The organism is Bradyrhizobium sp. USDA 10063, assembly GCF_054063735.1.
In genome coordinates this window covers 5,841,362-5,858,946 of the sequence record NZ_JBSSGP010000002.1, presented here as the reverse complement: position 1 = coordinate 5,858,946, position 17,585 = coordinate 5,841,362, and the positions used below count along the sequence as shown (strand labels likewise).

The following is a 17,585-nucleotide window of genomic DNA, read 5'->3' as shown; positions in this document are numbered from 1 at the left end:
ATGGCCGCTGAAGGTAACGGCAAGGCCACCAATGGCAGTGGCCCGGCCACAAATGGCAAGGCCTATCCGATCGAAGACCACACCTACGACGTCGTCGTGGTCGGCGCCGGCGGCGCCGGCCTGCGCGCGGTGGTCGGCTGCTCGGAAGCGGGCCTGCGCACCGCCTGCATCACCAAGGTGTTCCCGACCCGCTCGCACACGGTCGCGGCGCAGGGCGGCATCTCGGCCTCGCTCGGCAACATGCACCAGGACGACTGGCGCTGGCACATGTACGACACCGTCAAGGGGTCGGACTGGTTAGGGGACCAGGACGCGATCGAATACATGGTGCGCAACGCGCCGGAGGCGGTCTACGAGCTCGAGCATTGGGGCGTGCCGTTCTCGCGCACCGAGGACGGCAAGATCTACCAGCGCCCGTTCGGCGGCATGACGATCGACTTCGGCAAGGGCCAGGCGCAGCGCACCTGCGCCGCCGCCGACCGCACCGGCCATGCCATGCTGCACACGATGTACGGCCAGTCGCTGCGGCACGCGGCGGAATTCTTCATCGAGTTCTTCGCCATCGACCTGATCATGGACGACCAGGGCGTCTGCCGCGGCGTGATCGCGATCAAGCTCGACGACGGCACGCTGCACCGCTTCCGCGCCCAGACCACGATCCTGGCCACCGGCGGCTACGGCCGCGCCTACGCCTCCTGCACCTCGGCGCATACCTGCACCGGCGACGGCGGCGGCATGGTGCTGCGCGCCGGCCTGCCGCTGCAGGACATGGAGTTCGTGCAGTTCCACCCGACCGGCATCTACGGCGCGGGCTGCCTCGTCACCGAGGGCGCGCGCGGCGAAGGCGGCTATCTCGTCAATTCCGAGGGCGAGCGCTTCATGGAGCGCTATGCGCCGTCGGCCAAGGACCTCGCCTCGCGCGACGTGGTCTCGCGCGCGATGACCATCGAGATCCGCGAAGGCCGCGGCGTCGGCAAGAAGAAGGACCACATCTATTTGCACCTCGATCATCTCGATCCGAAGGTGCTGGCCGAGCGGCTGCCCGGCATCTCCGAGTCGGCACGGATCTTCGCCAATGTCGACGTCACCCGCGAGCCGATCCCGATCGTGCCGACGGTGCACTACAACATGGGCGGCATCCCGACCAACTTCCACGCCGAAGTGCTGACCAAGCGGGACGGCGACGACAACGCGGTGGTACCCGGCCTGATGGCGATCGGCGAAGCCGCCTGCGTCTCCGTGCACGGCGCCAACCGGCTCGGCTCCAACTCGCTGATCGACCTCGTCGTATTCGGCCGCGCCGCGGCGCTGCGCTGCGCCGAGAAACTCACCGCCAATGGCAAGCAGCCGGAACTGCCGAAGGATTCCGCCGAGATGGCGCTCGGCCGGCTCGACCATTTCCGCTACGCCTCGGGCGGCACGCCGACCGCCAAGCTGCGCGACAGCATGCAGCACGTGATGCAGAACAATTGCGCGGTGTTCCGCACCGGCGAGGTGCTGCAGGAAGGCAAGAACCTGATCCACAAGGTGCATGGCGGCATCGGCGACATCGCCGTCTCCGACCGTTCGCTGGTGTGGAATTCCGACCTGATCGAGACGCTGGAATTCGACAACCTGATCGTGCAGGCTGTCGTCACCATGGATTCGGCGGCCAACCGCACCGAAAGCCGCGGCGCCCATGCGCGCGAGGATTTCCCTGACCGTGACGACAAGAACTGGATGAAGCACACGCTGGCCTGGCTCGATCCGAACGGCAACACCACGATCGATTTCCGCCCGGTGCACGATTACACGATGACCAACGACGTGCAGTACATTCCGCCCAAGGCGCGTGTGTATTGATGACGACAAAGGCTTGCAAGCATGGCTGACTTCGCGCTTCCGAAGAACTCCAAGATCACGGGCGGCAAGACCTGGCCGAAGCCGGCCGGCGCGACCGAGACGCGCGAGTTCAAGATCTATCGCTGGAATCCTGACGACGGCAAGAACCCGAGCGTCGACACCTATTACGTCGACACCAACGATTGCGGGCCGATGGTCCTGGACGGCCTGATCTGGATCAAGAACCACATCGACCCGACGCTGACCTTCCGCCGCTCCTGCCGCGAGGGCGTCTGCGGCTCCTGCGCCATGAACATCGACGGCCAGAACACGCTCGCCTGCACCAAGTCGATGCATGACGTGAAAGACGGCGCGGTGAAGGTCAACCCGCTGCCGCACCAGCCGGTCGTGAAGGACCTCGTCCCCGACCTCACCAATTTCTATGCGCAATATGCCTCCATCGAGCCGTGGCTGCAGACGACCACGCCGACGCCGCAGAAGGAATGGAAGCAGAGCCACGAGGACCGCGAGAAGCTCGACGGCCTCTATGAATGCATCCTCTGTGCCTGCTGCTCGACCTCGTGCCCGAGCTACTGGTGGAACAGCGAGCGCTTCCTCGGCCCCGCCGCGCTGCTGCAGGCCACGCGCTGGGTCACCGACAGCCGCGATGAAGCCACCGGCGAACGGCTCGACAATCTCGAGGACCCGTTCCGGCTCTATCGCTGCCACACCATCATGAACTGCGCCAAGGCCTGCCCGAAAGGCCTCAACCCCTCGGAAGCGATCGCCGAGCTCAAGCTGAAGCTGGTCGAGCGGCAGATGTGAGCCGCTCGGCGGCCGGCCCTGGAAGCTGGCCGCCGCCGAACGTCAGGTGGTCACGGCTTTGGATTTGCCGTGGCTTCCACGCCGCGAAGCTGGGTGGCCACGGTCAATTCGCCGATCTTCCTGCCCATCTGCTTTCCAACTTCGGTAGAAAACCGATAGTGAAAACCGGCATAGATGCGCGCGTTGGCCACCTCGTCACTGTAATCCTGGATCCGCGTCCACTTGCGCGTCACGCCGGGGGCGGCCGGGCTGGTGAGCGAGAACTCCCCAAATTCATCTCCGACGACGCTTTGGAGAACGGCTCCGACCGCGGCGGACGTAATGCAGTGCGCGCATGGATATTCCGGATGCATCGGAGTTTCGCCGAGCGGCAACCATGATCCATCGCGTGGCGTTTCCGAATTTCCGGTCATGTCAGCGTTGCGTATTGCCGTGACGGGTCGCCAGAAATTGTAGCGATACTTGGCATCAAAGACCGCGACGAGCGCGTCATTGCCCGCCATGGAGGTGAGCGCGAAGAGCCGGGCGCAATCGACAATGTCCATGCCCTTCGCAATCGCGGCCTGCTTCACGATTGGATTGTAGGTGCGCGCACCAACGGTGAACCAGAAGCGGCCGATCGTCGTCTGCTCTTCGGTGCGCGTGGTGCTGCCCCGTGCGCCGACCTCGCGAATTTCATTGAGATCCCTGGTCCACGTCTCGGAATCGAGCGCGGGCGGCGGCTCGGGCCGGAATTGCGAGCCCGTCGTCATGACCCACGGGGTGGTGGCGCCTATCGTGCTGAACACGGGTACCGCAGTCGGAACGTAGACACCGGGCCTGGTGTAGGGGCGGTAACCCTCTTGTGCCGTGCTTCCATCCTTTGCACGGAGCGCGACGATTGCGGCGGCCGCCTTCCTGCCGAGCTCGATGCCCGCCGATTTCGCCTCGGTGTCGGCAACAGCCGAGAGCGAAGCCGACAGCGCGGAATCAAGATCGGATTTCCGATCGGCGTAGATCGAGACCAGGACATCATGCGCCGCCGTCGCGGCGGCGGCTTCTTTCGACGTCGAGCGATCGGCGCTGAGCGTGAGCTTGTAGGGCGCATACTTGTGTTCAATGGCGTTCACCGCCTCGAACATCGCGACGTGCATCATCGACAACGCTCGACTTTGACCGGCGGGGAGGATTTGCTTTTCCACCGCGATCGCATCAGCCTTTGCGTTCCAGTCCATGATCACATCGGCTCGCGCCGCTTCGGCGAGCGCTGCAATCACGGCACTTGCCAACAGAATTTGGGAAATGACCGAGGAAGATTTCATGGCGTGCTCCTTCAAAAATTTGCCGCACGAGCCGGCAACACGAGATGGGCACTGGAAATCTGCTAGTGAAAGTCGCAGCCGCATGAACGCAACGACGCGTAAGCGTCGTTGACGTTTATTGTCGTGCGACCCGGGATGAATATCATGCTCCGCCGGACATCCCTGTGAAGCGGTTCACCTTCACACGCCGCCAGCATGCTGCCGGAGCACGGGCGCATGCCGAGCACGCAGAATTCAGGGCAGAGGCCCGACGATCTCCTGATCGTGGCGCGCGGCGATGCCGGGCAAGAGGTCCATATGCTCCTCGCGTGGATCGGGAATCTCGTGCAGGATCGCGGTCACCGTCCGGCCGCCGCCGCCTCCAGATGACGCGCCAGGACTTGCGCAAACGCGTTGACCTTGGGATTGAGGTCGGCGCGCGAGGGAAAGGAGAGATGGAGCCGGGTCGATCCCGAAAAAAGGTGCGGCAGCACGGGCACAACGGCTTTCGATTCAAGTTCGGCTCGGCATAGCGATTGCGGCAGCAGCCCGACGCCTTGATGCAGCAGGACGAATTCGCGCACCAGGGCGAAATTGTCCACCGCGACCTGAAATTGCGGGAATTCAACCCCGTTGTTGAGAGCGCGGGACAGAAGGCGGCGCAGCTCGGGCCGCTCGGGTCCAATCAGGGTGCTGACCGCGTGTATGCTGGCCGGTATGCCGTTCCTGCGCAGATATTCGGCGCTGGCGTAGAGGCCGAACTCCATGTCGAGAACGCCCCTGACGAGCGCGTCCTGCGGATTGGAAGCGCCAATGCGAAGGGCGACATCGATGTTTTCGGAGATGAGGTCGAGCACGTCGTTCGTGAGCAGCACCTCGAACCGCACGACGGGATGCGCTTCGCGGAATTCGGAAACGGCGCCGGCGATGATTCCGACCGGAAAGTCTGCCGGCGCCGTCAGCCGGATTCCACCGGCATAGGCGGCGCCTGCCTTGCCTACGCCGGCGAGCGCGCCGGCGAGAGAGGCCAGAGCCTCCGCAGAGCGTCCGTACAGCTCAGCGCCTTCCGTGGTGAGGGAAAAAGCGCGGGTCGAGCGCTTGAAGAGGCGCACGCCGAGTGTTCTTTCCAACGTTCTGATGCGCAAACTGACGGATGAGCGCGGCGTGTTGGTCTGACGTGCGGCAGCGGCAAATCCGCCAGCCCGCACGACAGCGACAAAGGTTTGAAGAGAGTTGAGGTCCACTTGGCGCGCCTTTGTCACGCCGGGTTCGGAACTTGTCGCGCTGGCCGGGCTGAAATCACGCATGTCATATGGTTTATCCGCGATCTGCGGGCAGAGGGATGAAGCACGTCGTGGCGGAGAGGATTGATGCGGTTGCCGGGTTCAATGACGTTGCCGGGCTACAGGATCATTTCAGCGAATCGGAGATGAGTTACATTCGAAATGTTGTCCCGTGCGTCCACACCGGCCAGGACGCACGGGACGACAAACGCGGCGCGGAAGGCTCAGCAGCCGTGGCAGATCGTGAGCTTGCGGTCGACAGCGCGATCCTCTTCGCTGATATGCTCGAGCTCGTTCGGACTCTGCGACGGCAGGTCCTTCGCCTGGGGCTGACGATGGCCGACCGGAGCGGGCCACGGCAGGCCCAGCGTCCGTGACGAAGTATCGGACATGCCTGACGAAACGGCTGATGGCGATGGCTTCGCCAGCCCCACCGTCTCGGCCGTGGCTGCGCGGCCAGAAAGTAAAGCCGCCAGGATCACTGTTCCGATCATCTCACGCATGATTGCTCTCCCAAGCTTCGATTGCCGTTGGTGTCATCGGCTGACCTCCTTCCAATGTGGAGCGGCCAGAATCGTCGCGGCTTGCTACAGCGTGATTTCAATCGTTCGGGAGAACAGTTGCGGTTGTAAGCAACCGGCCAACTGGCCGCGATGAACTGCGGGCGAACGCCTCCACGATCTCAAGATCTGTTCCTGCAATGCTTAAACAACGGGCGCCGCGGCGCACCGACGGATCATGGAGGCGCTCTATGGCTCGTGCGTTGCGTTCGATAGGCAGCCTCCGTCCGAGGAGAAACGTTCAAAGCCCGAGGTCGGAAAGCCCCGGGTGATCGGCGGGACGAGGTCCCGAACGATCCCAATGGTATTTCCGTTCGGATTCCTTGATGGGGAGATCGTTGATGCAGGCGAACCGCTTTTGCATCAGCCCGTTTGCGGCGAACTCCCAGTTCTCGTTGCCGTAGGAGCGAAACCAGTTTCCGGAATCGTCGTGCCACTCATAGGCGAAACGTACGGCGATGCGGTTATCGGTGAACGCCCAAAGCTCCTTGATCAGGCGGTAGTCGAGCTCCTTCACCCATTTCCGCGTAAGGAAGGCGACGATCTCGGCGCGGCCGTTGATGAATTCCGACCGGTTACGCCAATAGCTGTCCGGGCTGTAGGCGAGCGAGACCCGTTCCGGATTGCAGGAATTCCAGCCGTCTTCCGCGCCTCGCACTTTCTGCACGGCAGTCTCATGAGTGAAAGGCGGAAAGGGGGGACGGCTCTCAGCCATGTACGATCTCCATTCTCTATCCCGGCCCGGACCTGCCGCTTGCGGCGCGAGTGTGCCCGGGGAGGCTCATTCTTATCTTCCCAAAGCATGCTGCAGCTTTCCATAATGCACGAAACCTTGTGATGCGAGGGACGGAACTGGCCGGCCATGGCGGCCAGGAAGCCGCATCCGCTCCCCTTCCTCCGGGGGCGAATTTTGCGTTAAGGTTGCGGTGGAACCGGAGTGCCCGTGCAGACCGCACAACGCCATTCGCTGAAGTTGTTGCAATGGATGATGGCCGCTTCCCTGGCCCTTCCGCTGGCGCTGTTCGTTTTTGCCTCAGTGATCTCCTGGAATTCAATCAACCAGGCCGCCGACCGGGAGATCGAGCGCACGCTCGACGTCGCGCATGAGCACGCGCTGAAAGTGTTCGAGACCATCGACCGCGCCCTGTCGGAGATCGCGGAAATCATCCGCAGCCTTCCCGATGCCGACATTCGTTCGCGCGAAGAGAGCCTGCACCAGCGGCTGAAGCAGCTCACCGCGTCGCTGCCCCACGTGAAATCGACCTGGGTCTTCGACGCCCGCGGCCACGCCTTGGTCAACAGCCTGGTGGCGCCGGCGCCCGACATCGATTTCTCGGATCGTGAGTACTTCAAGGCGCATATTGCGGGCGATGTCGGCACCCATATCGGCGACGTGCTGACGCCGCGGCCGCCCTATCGCGGCGCACCGTTCTTCGGCGTCAGCCGGCGGCGGTCGACCGAGGGAGGCGACTTTGCCGGCGTGATCCAGGCATCGGTGCTCCCCGAATATTTCGAGAATTTCTACGCGCGGATCGGCCGCGAACCCGGCAGCTTCTTCGCGCTCGGCCGCACCGACGGCGCGATGCTGGCTGGTTATCCCAAGGCTAACAGCGAGTTCCGCCTCGACCCCAACGGACCGATTGCGCAGCAGCTCGCCGCGGTCCCCGACGGCGGCCTGGTCACCATCATATCGCCGGCGGACGGCATCGAACGCCGCCTCGGCTATCGGCGGCTCGCCGAGTATCCGATCTATATCAGCGCGGGGCTCGAGACCTCGGCGATCCGCGCGCGCTGGATCGCGACCATCAGCCAGCACCTGATTTTTGGCGTGCCGGCCACCGCGCTGCTATTTCTCCTGCTCGCCTTGGCGCTGCGGCGGACACGACGCCTGCATGAGGAAGCCGAAAGACGCAGGGAGGCCGAAGAAGCGCTGAAGCATGGGCAACGGCTGGAGGCGCTGGGCCAGCTCACCGGCGGCGTCGCGCACGACTTCAACAACCTGCTTACCGTGATCCGCGCCTCCATCGACATGCTGCGGCGGCCGAACCTGCCGGAGCAGCGGCGACTGCGCTACATCGATGCGATTTCGGAGACGGTCAACCGGGCCTCGAAGCTGACCGGCCAACTGCTCGCCTTCGCGCGACGGCAGACGCTGAAGCCCGAACTGTTCGACGTCAGCCAGAGCGTGCAGGTGCTGAGCGAGATGATCGGAACGTTGGTGGGACCGCGGATCGAAATCGTCACCAGGCTTCCCGACGAATCCTGCTTCATCAACGCCGATGCCGGCCAGTTCGAGACCGCGATCATCAACATGGCCGTCAATGCGCGCGACGCCATGGACAGCGCGGGCCGGCTGACGATCGCGGTGCGGCGCGCCGCCGAACTACCCGTTCCCGACGGCCATCCGCCAGCGCCGCACGGCTATGTCGCGGTAGCGGTCGGGGACACCGGCATCGGCATTCCGCAGGATCAGCTCGGGCGCATCTTCGAGCCGTTCTTCACCACCAAGCAGATCGGTCACGGCACCGGGCTCGGGCTGTCGCAGGTGTTCGGATTCGCCAAGCAGTCCGGCGGCGAGATTGTCGTCGTCAGCGAAGTCGGCAAGGGCTCTACGTTCACGCTCTATCTGCGCCGCGCCGCGGCTACCGGCCCGACATTGCAATTCGCGACCGCGGATGCGCCGCCGGTTGACGGCAGCGGCATGTCGGTGCTGGTGGTCGAGGACAATATCGAGGTCGGCAGGTTTACGGCCGACGCGCTCGCCGAGCTCGGCTACACCGCGACCCTGGTCGACAACGCCGCGCAGGCGCTGGAAGCATTGGCCGGCGACGTCGCCCGCTTCGACGTGGTGCTCACCGACGTCGCGATGCCCGGCATGAGCGGCATCGAACTCGCCCAGGAGATCCGCCGCCGCAACCCCGACCTGCCGATCGTGCTGACCAGCGGCTACAGCCAGGTGCTGGCGCAGCGGGGCAGCTATGGGTTCGACTTCCTGCAAAAGCCCTATTCGATCGAGCAGCTCTCGCACGCGCTGCACAAGGTCTCGCGGCCGAAAGCAACATGGACGCCGACGGCGGCGTCGTCCTGACGCGCGCCGGTCCATTGTAAGCGGCCCGGGCCGGGGTTAGCCTTCCCTCAAGCATCAACCTGGAGCATGATCCGGAAAACTGGAAGCCGGTTTTCCGAAAGATCGTGCTCAAACAAAGAGATAAGATCATGAATCCGATCAACTGATCGGATCATGAAACTGGGAGGGAACGATGAGTCCCGAGTATCCCGTCATACTCCATCATTTTCCTCAATCGCCGTTCTCGGAGAAGATACGCCTGATCCTGGCGCTGAAGAACGTCACATGGACTTCGGTCCAGATTTCCCGGATCATGCCCCGACCGGATCTGATGCCGCTGACGGGGGGCTACCGGCGGACCCCGGTGATGCAGATCGGCGCCGATATCTATTGCGACACCCAATGCATCGTCCGCGAACTGGAGCGGCGCTATCCGCAGCCGACGCTGTTCCCGAGCGGGTATTATGGGCTCGCCGCCGCAACCGCGATGTGGACCGACCGGCCGTTCTTCCAGAACACCGTCAATCTGATCTTCGGCTCGGTCGCCGACAATGTGCCGCAGGAGTTCATTGACGACCGGGAAAAGCTGCGCGGCGCCAAGTTCGACGTTGCCGCCATGCGGGAGGCGATCCCGCAGATGCGCGACCAGTTTCGCGCCAACCTGCAATGGATCGAGGCCCAGCTTCGCAACGGCCATAGCTGGATGAGCGGCGACCAGGCCAGCCTGTGCGATGTCAATGCCTACATGAATATCTGGTACGTGCGCACCAACCTTCCCGACCTCGACAAGATGCTCTCCGAATTCCCCGCGACGCGATCATGGGAGGCGCGCATTCGCGCCATCGAGCACAAGCCAAGCAAGGAAATCTCGCCCGCCGCCGCGCTCGAAATCGCTGCCACCGCGACGCCGCGGACCACCGTGCTGCCCGACCCCTACGATCCCAACCGCCGCAAGCCCGGCGACCGGGTCGAGGTGATGCCCGATGACTACGGCAAGGTGAGAGTGAGCGGCGAGATCGTTTCGCTGTCGTCGCAGCATATCGCGATCCGCAGGCACGATCCTCGCGCAGGCGAAGTGGTGGTGCACTTCCCGCGCGCCGGCTTTCTGGTGTTTGATCACGGCGGACAGGCCGAAGGAGAGTCGTGATGATCGATCACGTCGGTTTTCCGGTTTCCGACTATCAGCGTTCCCTGGCGTTCTATCAGCAGGCGCTCGCGCCGCTCGACTACATGCTCATCATGGAAGTCACGCAGGAGAACGGCGATGATCGGGCGGCCGGCTTCGGCGCCGGCGGCAAGCCGGATTTCTGGATCGGCGGCGAAGGCGGACTTGAAAAGCCGCTGCACGTCGCGATCGTGGCAAAGGACCGCGCAACCGTGGATGCCTTCTACAAGGCCGCGATCGCAGCCGGCGGACGCGACAACGGCGCACCCGGTATCCGCGCGCACTACCATCCCAACTACTACGGCGCGTTCGTGCTCGATCCCGACGGGCACAACATCGAAGCGGTCTGCCACGCGCCGGCATAATTCCGATCCCGGATCGCCGGAACATCACCGCCTGCGTCCCGTTATCGTTCTTCGGTAAGGGAACGGAGCGAGCGATGACCCATGATAATCCGCGCGCTGCGATCGGAAACAATGGCACGGTTGCGAGCTAGTGCCGATCGAACCGCCCGAGATTCCGCCGACGACGCCTGGCGCGCCGAGCGAACCACCGCCCGGAATCCCTCCAGGGAATCCGCGCCCTGAGGTGCCGCCACCTGCGCGTGAGCCCGGCGAGCCGCCGCTGCCTGACGAACTGCCCGGCGAGCTGCCGGATGAAGTGCCGATCCGTGGGCCGGACGGACCGCGTCCGCCGAATCCGACCGACGCCGCGGAACCGCTCCAGGGAACAATGGTGAGACCGGCGATTTGCAACCCTCATCTGAATGAGCAATGAACAAGCGCGCCTGCAAGTCATTGCAGCGCTGAAATAAAAAGCCCCTCCCGCCACATTGCGGGCCTAACGAATAACGGTTCATCCAACCGCCGAGCTATTCGGCCCCCGCCATCCCTCCACCATTGCCAAGAACTTTCCGGGACCTGCCATCATGACAAACCTTCGCCTGGTGCTGCTTGCCACGACTGCATTGACGGTGACGCAGCTCATAAGCTCCGCATCGCATGCGCAAACCGCGCCGCTCGTCGTGGCGCAGGCGGAGAAGAAGGAAGAAGGCGGTCCGGAAGGAAGGCCGAAGCAGCCGCCGAAGGCGGCGCCGCCGGCCGCTGCGCCCAAACAGCCCGGGCCTCCGCAGCACCCTGGCGCTGCTCCGCCTGCCCATCCTTCTGCACCGCCGGCCGCTGCTCCGGCGCGACCAGCACCACCGCCCCCGGCTGCTGCGCCGGCACGGCCAACACCACAGCCTCCGGCTGCTGCGCCAGAGCGGCCAGCAGCGCCGCCCCCCGCCGCCGCTCCCGCACGGCCAACACCGCCGCCGGCCGCTGCTCCGCCTGCGCGTCCGACGCCGCCTCCGGCAGCCGCACCGCGCGCACCGACGCCGCCAGCGGCGGCTCCGCCTGCGCACACGCAACAGCCTGCACCCCCGACTGCTGCTCCGCCGGCACGCACCGCGCCACCAACCGCAGCACCGCCGGCGCGCACGCAGCCGCCCGCGCCTCCATCCGCGGCAACGCCACCCGCTGCGCCCACCGCGCCGGCCACGCCGACACCGCCGCCCGGTGCGCGCAAGGAAGCGCCGCCCGCCGGCGCCAAGCAGCCTGCGACTGCACCCACCGCTGCGCCGACACCAGCTCAGCGTGCGCCTGCGGCAACGCCGACACCCGCAACGCCGCCGGCCGCGGGAAGTCCGTCTCCGACTCCTTCGCCGGCACGGCCTGGCGCGGCAACCGCGCCGCCTCCTGCTGCCGGAAGCCCCTCTCCGACTCCTTCACCGGCGCGGCCTGGTGCAGCAACCACGACACCTCCTGCCGCCGGCGCGCCGGCGAGCGCGCCGCCCGCTGCAGGCACGCCGCCTGCGGCCCCCGTGGCCCCGCAGGCGCGTCCCGGTGTTGCGCCCGGCACACCCGGCGCCGCGGCGCCCACCGCAGCGCCCGCGGCGCCGGCTGCCGCGCCGCCGCCCGGCCGCGCACAGAATGCGGCGCCTGTGGTTGCGCCGGCGTTCCGTCGCGCACCGACAGTCACTGCGCCGCTGCCACCGCCTCCAGCCGACTTCGGCACCAAGTTCTCCCGCGAGGGCGTGGCGATTGGGCCGCGCCGCATCGAGGACTTCCGCGCCGAGCGACGCGAGATCCAGGAGGGCGGCCGCACCGTCATCACCGAGCCGGGCCGGATGATCATCCGCGACCCGAGCGGTCAGGCCTATGTCCGCCACAGCGAGATCGATCGCTTCCGCTACGGCGCGCGCGACGTCCAGACCCAGACGGTCGGGGGCGACACGCGCACGGTCGTGGTTCGTCCGGACGGCTCGCAGATTGTCACGGTGATGGGCCGCGACGGGCAGTTGCTGCGCCGGATCCGGCGTGACCCGGGCGGCCGCGAGATGGTGATCATCGACAACAGCTATCGCGATCCGCGCGCGGTCGGTGGTTTCTATGTCGACATGCCGCCGCCGGTGGTCCGCATCCCCTACAACCGCTACATCGTCGATGCCGAAGAGGCGTCGCCGGACGTGATCTACGAGACCATGGTGGCGCCGCCGGTCGACCGGATCGAACGTCGCTATTCGCTGGACGAAATCCGCTACAGCCCGAACGTGCGCATGCTGATGCCGAGCATCGACGTCAACACCATCAACTTCGACACGGGATCGTGGGAGATTTCCCCGGACCAGGCGGCGAAGCTGCAGGTGATCGCCGATGGCCTGAACCGGGCACTCCAGCGCAATCCGCAGGAGGTGTTCCTGATCGAGGGCCACACCGACGCTGTCGGTAACGAGGTCGACAATCTCTCGCTCTCGGACCGCCGCGCCGAATCGACGGCGGAGCTGCTAACCCAGCAGTTCCAGGTCCCTGCGGAAAACCTGACCTCGCAGGGTTACGGCGAGCAGAACCTGAAGGAGCAGACGGACGGGCCGAGCCGCGTCAACCGGCGCGTCACCATCCGCCGCATCACCCCGCTGCTCAACGGCGGCACCGCCTCACTGCCGCCGCCCGCCACCCCGCGCTGAGGCGGACCGTTTCGAACAAATGGCCGGGAGCGATCCCGGCCATTTTTGTTCATCAAGCAGCTCAACTATATGCACGCTTCGCAGATCGCGGCGACATGGCGATGGTCGGTGCCGCAGCAGCCGCCGAGAATCCGCATGCCGGGAAACGACCGCCGGAGGTCGACATAGCGGCGGCCGAGATCGCTCGCGTCGCCGGCATCGAGGGTCTCGGATTCGTCGAGCTCCTGATGGCTCTTGGCCGATGCATTGGCCCGGACGCCATGGATGCGCCTGACCCACGTCTCGCCTGCATTCAATGCGCCTTCGAAATGGGTCGGATGGGCGCAGTTGATCAGGAAATATTCCGGCGCGTTTTGCGTTTCGCGATCGACGGTCTCGATCGCCTCGCGCAGCGTTTCGCCTTTCACGAGGCGACCATCGGTCTCGACGGTGAAGGAGATCGCCACGGGAATGCGCTGCGCCTGGGCGGCGCGGACGATCCCGATTGCTTCATCGATCCCGTTCAGCGTGAACGCCGTCACCATATCGGCGCCGGCTTCCGCAAAGGCGGCAATCTGCGGTGCGTGATAGGCTTCCGCCTCCGATGCATCCATGTTGCCGGCCTTGTAGCCGTCACCACGCGGGCCGATCGCGCCATCGATGACGCAGGGCATGTTCGGCCGCTCCCAGGTGTTCCGCAGCTCGTTCAGAAGCTCGATCGAACGGACGTTGATCGATTTCAGCGCGTCCGCGTCGTAGCCGAGCTTGGCGCCCCAATCCGGATTGGCGCGCCAGGTCGGGCTGTCGAGCACGAAACCGGTGCCCTTCTCGCGGGCGATCGCAAGATAGGATTCGTAGTAGTGCTTGAGGTGCTCACGACCATCCGCGGAGTCGAGCAGAACGAAGGCGGCAAAATGTGGCAGCTCGAGACCGTGGTGGAAGATCAACGTCGTTTCCATGCCGCCGTCGGTCAGGAACATGCCGCCCCGCCGCTGCGGCAAGTCGTGTCGATACTTGGCCATTGATGCCTCCGCGATCAAAAAGGCAGTCACCGGTAGGTCGGCCAAGGCTAGCTTTGGTCGGGCAGGGTTGGTGCCTCATATTGTCGCGACCTCCCAGACGCCTCGCGTGCACAGAAGCGTGAGCGCAGCCTCCAAACGGGCGCCTGCCTCACCTCTTCATCTGCTGCGGATCAAAGAAAAAGCGCTCCTCGATCAGTTGCTCGCCGCGCCAGGTTTGCCAGGCGACTTCCTCCATGCGACGTCGCGAAGGATCAGGGCCGACTGCTCCTTGCCGTCTTCGCGCTCTACGAAGCTTCCGGGCTGGCCGAATACTGCGGTATGATCCGCGCCGTTTATCGTGACTTTCACCTTCGCCGGATCGACGCGATCGGGAAACTCGACCTTGAAGTCGAAATGGGCGCCGGCGAGGATGTCGGCGCGGTCGATCGGATAGATCACTTGCGCGAGCGTTGGCGATCCGGACAACAGGACGAGGAGAGCGGCACCGGCAAATGGCTTGATCATGATCTGTGCCCTACAATGGTTCGGGCGCGCCGGACGGCTGCAATTCCGAAGACCACGAACGCGCCCGTGACAAGACTAGCCGCGCCGAATGACGCCTCCATTACATGATGTTGAGGGCGCTGCCCGCGTTCAGCTCTTGTCGCTGTCGAGCCGGAGAATGTCGGAGCCTTCGCCGAGCGACAACAAGCCTGTCTCTGCGTAGAGATCCAGCTTGGTGCGGGTATCGGCGATGTCGAGGTTGCGCATCGTGAGCTGGCCGATGCGGTCCGCCGGCGAGAACGCCGCATCCTCCACCTTCTCCATGCTCAGCCGCTCCGGCTGATAGGTCAGGTTCGGGCTCTCGGTGTTCAAGATCGAGTAGTCGTTGCCACGGCGCAGCTCGAGCGTCACCTCACCGGTGATTGCGCGCGCCACCCAACGCTGGGCGGTTTCGCGCAGCATGAGGGCCTGGGAATCGAACCACCGCCCCTGATAGAGCAACCGGCCAAGGCGCAGGCCGTTGATCCGGTATTGCTCGATGGTATCTTCGTTGTGGATGCCGGTGACCAGGCGCTCAAAGGCGATGTGCAGCAGCGCCATGCCGGGCGCCTCGTAGATGCCGCGGCTCTTCGCCTCGATGATCCGGTTCTCGATCTGGTCGCTCATGCCAAGACCATGTCGGCCGCCGATGGCGTTGGCCTCGAGGAACAGCGCGACGGGATCGGGGAAGGTCTGGCCATTCAGCGCGACGGGCTGGCCTTCCTCAAAACGCACGGTGACCTGTTCTGGCTTGACGATGCAGTCGTCGCGCCAGAACGGCACGCCCATGATCGGATTGACGATCTTGATGCCGCTTTGCAGGCTCTCGAGATCCTTGGCCTCGTGGGTCGCGCCGAGGAGATTGCTGTCGGTCGAATACGCCTTTTCGGCGCTCATCTTGTAGGCGAAGCCTTGCGCGGCCATGAACGCCGACATTTCCGCGCGGCCGCCCAGCTCGTCGATGAACTGCTGGTCGAGCCAGGGCTTGTAGATCTTCAGGTTCGGATTGGTCAGCAGGCCGTAGCGATAGAACCGCTCGATATCGTTGCCTTTGAAGGTGGAGCCGTCTCCCCAGATGTTGACGCCGTCCTCCTTCATGGCCGAAACCAGCATCGTGCCGGTCACGGCGCGACCAAGCGGCGTTGTGTTGAAGTATGTGATGCCGCCGGTCGAGATGTGGAAAGCGCCCGATTGGATGGCGGCAATGCCTTCGTGGACCAGTTGCGTGCGGCAATCCACGAGCCGGGCCTTCTCCGCGCCGAACTCCATCGCCTTGCGCGGAATCTCGCTATAGTCCGCCTCATCGGGTTGGCCGAGATTGGCCGTGTAGGCAAAAACGCGGGCGCCTTTCTGCTTCATCCACAACAGCGCTGCGCTGGTGTCGAGACCGCCCGAGAAAGCGATCCCGACTTTTTCCCCCTTGGGCAGGCTTTTCAAGATCGTACTCATGGCGCGTCCAATCGGTCGTAAAGTCGTTTGCTGTTAAGTTGCGCGAATATCAAATTTCGCCCCGATGGGCACGCGATTAATGGCGACCCGCCTTTGTGAAATCGCTCATGCCGACGGCACGGGACCCACTTCGCGACCACGCCAGCGCTGCCTCAGCTGGTAGCCGGGCCAGGCCAGCCGCGTTAGCGCCGCGTCGACCTGCGCATCCGTCAGGCGGGTCGCGGCCCAACGGTAGATCAAGGCATAGGCGAGCCAGATCACCAGGTAGGTCACGATGCCGGCAATGGCGACATCGGTGAAGAAGTGTCCGCCAAAGGCCATCCGCAGCGCGCTGGTGGCGATGCCGAACACGGTCGCCGCCCCGAATGCCAGGGCGCGCCATTGCGGCGGCGCCAGCGCCGCCGGTGCGTAGGTCCAGAACGCGGTTGCGCCCTCGCCGGAGAAGAACGAGCAGTTGCGCACGCAGGTGCCGCGTGGATCCCACCACGGGACGAAGCCCTTGTCGCCGGCGAACTCGGTCACCACCACCGGCCGCGGCCGGCCCCAATAGGTCTTGAAGGTGAGGTTGGTGAGGATGCCCGCGGAGAGCAGCATCGTCACCAGGAGGAACGTCGCGGCGCGACCGGAGATCAGCATCGGCCGGTCGGGCCGGATCAGCTTGACGATGAAGGCCCCGATCGCGGGCAGCGCGAAGCCCCATGCGATCCACATCGCTGCATCGCGCGCAAACGATGCGACGGCGTTCAGCTTCAGCGGAAAGGTTTTTTGCGCGGCGTCGTAGAACAGCGCGGCGAGCTTCAGGTCGAGCTCGGGAAAGATCCCGAACAACAGCCCGATCACGGCCGCAAGCCCCAGCGCGATGAAAAGTCCGGTCCGGTTCATGGCGCGCGGTTTAGCCGAGGCGGCGAGATGTGGAAACCCGAAATTCAACCGTCGTCCCGGCCTTGAGCCCGGGACCCATACCGCGGAATCTATCGATTGTGCGATCTGCTCGACGCTTGCGCCAAGCAACCACTCCCTGTGATTATGGGTCCCCGCCTTCGCGGGGGACGACAACGGATCGTCTGAGCCCATCATTGGAATGACGGGACTGATCTCACGGCTCCGGCCGGGACTGTGACGGCAATGGCGGGGGCGGCGGCAATTTGCGCGGCGGCTCGCGCCAGGCGCCGGCGCTGCGGCCGGCGATCAGCCAGTACACGAGACCCGCGACGATGCCGGCGCCGGTCATGATCTCGAGATGCCGATGCACGATGCCCTGGAACTGGAACGTATCCGGGTCGAACGGCACCAGGCCGAGATAGCAGGCGGCCCCGACGATCGCGCCGCCGATCGCATAGGTCAGCGCGCTCCGGACATTGAAGGCTTCCGTGATCAGCACCACGATCAGCGCCGGCAGCAGCGCGAATCCGGAAATGAAGATGAAGCCGAAGCCGAGCACGATGTTGATCGCGTTCTGATCGATCTGTCCCGTGCCAATATCGCTGAGCTCGGGATAAAGCACCGCCACGACGATGATCATTCCCGCCACCAGGCAGGCGGCAAGGAAGGCGAACAGGATCAGGAAGACGCGGCCGATCAGCGCCATGCTAGTGCACCGTCATTGCG

16 protein-coding genes are annotated in these 17,585 nt (G+C 64.8%); 7 read left to right on the top strand and 9 right to left on the bottom strand.

All coding sequences use genetic code 11. The annotated features are described in order from the left end of the window. Entirely contained in the window at positions 1-1,842 is a 1,842-nt protein-coding gene (sdhA, locus tag ACVJGD_RS29845) for a succinate dehydrogenase flavoprotein subunit (RefSeq protein ID WP_456637583.1), read from the top strand. Between the two features lie 21 nt (positions 1,843-1,863). Beyond that, entirely contained in the window at positions 1,864-2,646 is a 783-nt protein-coding gene (locus tag ACVJGD_RS29840; RefSeq protein ID WP_456637582.1) for a succinate dehydrogenase iron-sulfur subunit, read from the top strand. A gap of 50 nt (positions 2,647-2,696) precedes the next feature. Here the strand turns inward: ACVJGD_RS29840 and ACVJGD_RS29835 are convergent, their stop codons facing one another. The 4 genes from ACVJGD_RS29835 to ACVJGD_RS29820 form a co-directional block, all read right to left on the bottom strand. Continuing rightward, complete coding sequence (locus ACVJGD_RS29835) at positions 2,697-3,947, bottom strand: vanadium-dependent haloperoxidase (protein WP_456637581.1); 1,251 nt, start codon at positions 3,945-3,947, stop codon at positions 2,697-2,699. Positions 3,948-4,285: 338 nt separating this feature from the next. Then, positions 4,286-5,233: a LysR family transcriptional regulator gene (locus ACVJGD_RS29830; RefSeq protein ID WP_456637580.1), complete on the bottom strand. Its 948-nt coding sequence runs from the start codon at positions 5,231-5,233 to the stop codon at positions 4,286-4,288. 200 nt (positions 5,234-5,433) lie between these two features. Next, entirely contained in the window at positions 5,434-5,712 is a 279-nt protein-coding gene (locus ACVJGD_RS29825) for a hypothetical protein (RefSeq protein ID WP_456637579.1), read from the bottom strand. Positions 5,713-6,010: 298 nt separating this feature from the next. Continuing rightward, complete coding sequence (locus tag ACVJGD_RS29820; protein WP_456637578.1) at positions 6,011-6,484, bottom strand: nuclear transport factor 2 family protein; 474 nt, start codon at positions 6,482-6,484, stop codon at positions 6,011-6,013. 228 nt (positions 6,485-6,712) lie between these two features. Between ACVJGD_RS29820 and ACVJGD_RS29815 the strand changes: the two genes are divergently transcribed. The 5 genes from ACVJGD_RS29815 to ACVJGD_RS29795 all read left to right on the top strand — a co-directional run bounded on the left by ACVJGD_RS29815 (position 6,713) and on the right by ACVJGD_RS29795 (position 13,005). After that, a complete protein-coding gene (locus tag ACVJGD_RS29815; RefSeq protein WP_456637577.1) occupies positions 6,713-8,857 on the top strand; it encodes a response regulator in 2,145 nt (714 codons plus the stop codon). 172 nt (positions 8,858-9,029) lie between these two features. Then, entirely contained in the window at positions 9,030-9,983 is a 954-nt protein-coding gene (locus ACVJGD_RS29810) for a glutathione S-transferase family protein (protein ID WP_456637576.1), read from the top strand. Further along, positions 9,983-10,366 carry a VOC family protein gene (locus ACVJGD_RS29805; RefSeq protein WP_456637575.1) on the top strand — a complete coding sequence of 128 codons (384 nt, stop codon included), beginning with the start codon at positions 9,983-9,985 and terminating at the stop codon, positions 10,364-10,366. The genes ACVJGD_RS29810 and ACVJGD_RS29805 overlap by 1 nt, the downstream gene beginning before the upstream one ends. Before the next feature lie 130 nt (positions 10,367-10,496). Beyond that, entirely contained in the window at positions 10,497-10,778 is a 282-nt protein-coding gene (locus tag ACVJGD_RS29800; RefSeq protein WP_456637574.1) for a hypothetical protein, read from the top strand. Positions 10,779-10,929: 151 nt separating this feature from the next. Beyond that, the gene (locus ACVJGD_RS29795) at positions 10,930-13,005 is read left to right on the top strand and encodes an OmpA family protein (protein WP_456637573.1); all 2,076 of its coding nucleotides are present in this window, start codon (positions 10,930-10,932) and stop codon (positions 13,003-13,005) included. Positions 13,006-13,070: 65 nt separating this feature from the next. Here ACVJGD_RS29795 and ACVJGD_RS29790 read toward each other — a convergent pair whose 3' ends face one another. The 5 genes from ACVJGD_RS29790 to ACVJGD_RS29770 form a co-directional block, all read right to left on the bottom strand. After that, positions 13,071-14,006 (bottom strand): homocysteine S-methyltransferase family protein, encoded by a 936-nt coding sequence (locus ACVJGD_RS29790; protein WP_456637572.1) that lies wholly within the window; start codon positions 14,004-14,006, stop codon positions 13,071-13,073. Between the two features lie 192 nt (positions 14,007-14,198). Next, positions 14,199-14,510, bottom strand: a complete 312-nt coding sequence (locus tag ACVJGD_RS29785) for a hypothetical protein (protein ID WP_456637571.1) — start codon at positions 14,508-14,510, stop codon at positions 14,199-14,201. Between the two features lie 129 nt (positions 14,511-14,639). Beyond that, a complete protein-coding gene (gene argG, locus ACVJGD_RS29780) occupies positions 14,640-15,977 on the bottom strand; it encodes an argininosuccinate synthase (RefSeq protein WP_456637570.1) in 1,338 nt (445 codons plus the stop codon). 105 nt (positions 15,978-16,082) lie between these two features. Continuing rightward, positions 16,083-16,859 (bottom strand): phosphatase PAP2 family protein, encoded by a 777-nt coding sequence (locus ACVJGD_RS29775; protein ID WP_456637569.1) that lies wholly within the window; start codon positions 16,857-16,859, stop codon positions 16,083-16,085. Positions 16,860-17,073: 214 nt separating this feature from the next. After that, positions 17,074-17,565 carry a hypothetical protein gene (locus ACVJGD_RS29770; protein ID WP_456637568.1) on the bottom strand — a complete coding sequence of 164 codons (492 nt, stop codon included), beginning with the start codon at positions 17,563-17,565 and terminating at the stop codon, positions 17,074-17,076. Between the last annotated feature and the right edge of the window lie 20 nt (positions 17,566-17,585).

Coding starts and splice junctions, on each gene's coding strand:
- sdhA (WP_456637583.1), top strand. CDS start 1: ATGGCCGCTGAAGGTAACGGCAAGGCCACCAATGGCAGTGGCCCGGCC.
- ACVJGD_RS29820 (WP_456637578.1), bottom strand. CDS start 6,484: ATGGCTGAGAGCCGTCCCCCCTTTCCGCCTTTCACTCATGAGACTGCC.
- ACVJGD_RS29825 (WP_456637579.1), bottom strand. CDS start 5,712: ATGCGTGAGATGATCGGAACAGTGATCCTGGCGGCTTTACTTTCTGGC.
- ACVJGD_RS29840 (WP_456637582.1), top strand. CDS start 1,864: ATGGCTGACTTCGCGCTTCCGAAGAACTCCAAGATCACGGGCGGCAAG.
- ACVJGD_RS29785 (WP_456637571.1), bottom strand. CDS start 14,510: ATGATCAAGCCATTTGCCGGTGCCGCTCTCCTCGTCCTGTTGTCCGGA.
- ACVJGD_RS29770 (WP_456637568.1), bottom strand. CDS start 17,565: ATGGCGCTGATCGGCCGCGTCTTCCTGATCCTGTTCGCCTTCCTTGCC.
- ACVJGD_RS29805 (WP_456637575.1), top strand. CDS start 9,983: ATGATCGATCACGTCGGTTTTCCGGTTTCCGACTATCAGCGTTCCCTG.
- ACVJGD_RS29810 (WP_456637576.1), top strand. CDS start 9,030: ATGAGTCCCGAGTATCCCGTCATACTCCATCATTTTCCTCAATCGCCG.
- ACVJGD_RS29790 (WP_456637572.1), bottom strand. CDS start 14,006: ATGGCCAAGTATCGACACGACTTGCCGCAGCGGCGGGGCGGCATGTTC.
- ACVJGD_RS29830 (WP_456637580.1), bottom strand. CDS start 5,233: ATGCGTGATTTCAGCCCGGCCAGCGCGACAAGTTCCGAACCCGGCGTG.
- ACVJGD_RS29795 (WP_456637573.1), top strand. CDS start 10,930: ATGACAAACCTTCGCCTGGTGCTGCTTGCCACGACTGCATTGACGGTG.
- ACVJGD_RS29775 (WP_456637569.1), bottom strand. CDS start 16,859: ATGAACCGGACCGGACTTTTCATCGCGCTGGGGCTTGCGGCCGTGATC.
- ACVJGD_RS29835 (WP_456637581.1), bottom strand. CDS start 3,947: ATGAAATCTTCCTCGGTCATTTCCCAAATTCTGTTGGCAAGTGCCGTG.
- argG (WP_456637570.1), bottom strand. CDS start 15,977: ATGAGTACGATCTTGAAAAGCCTGCCCAAGGGGGAAAAAGTCGGGATC.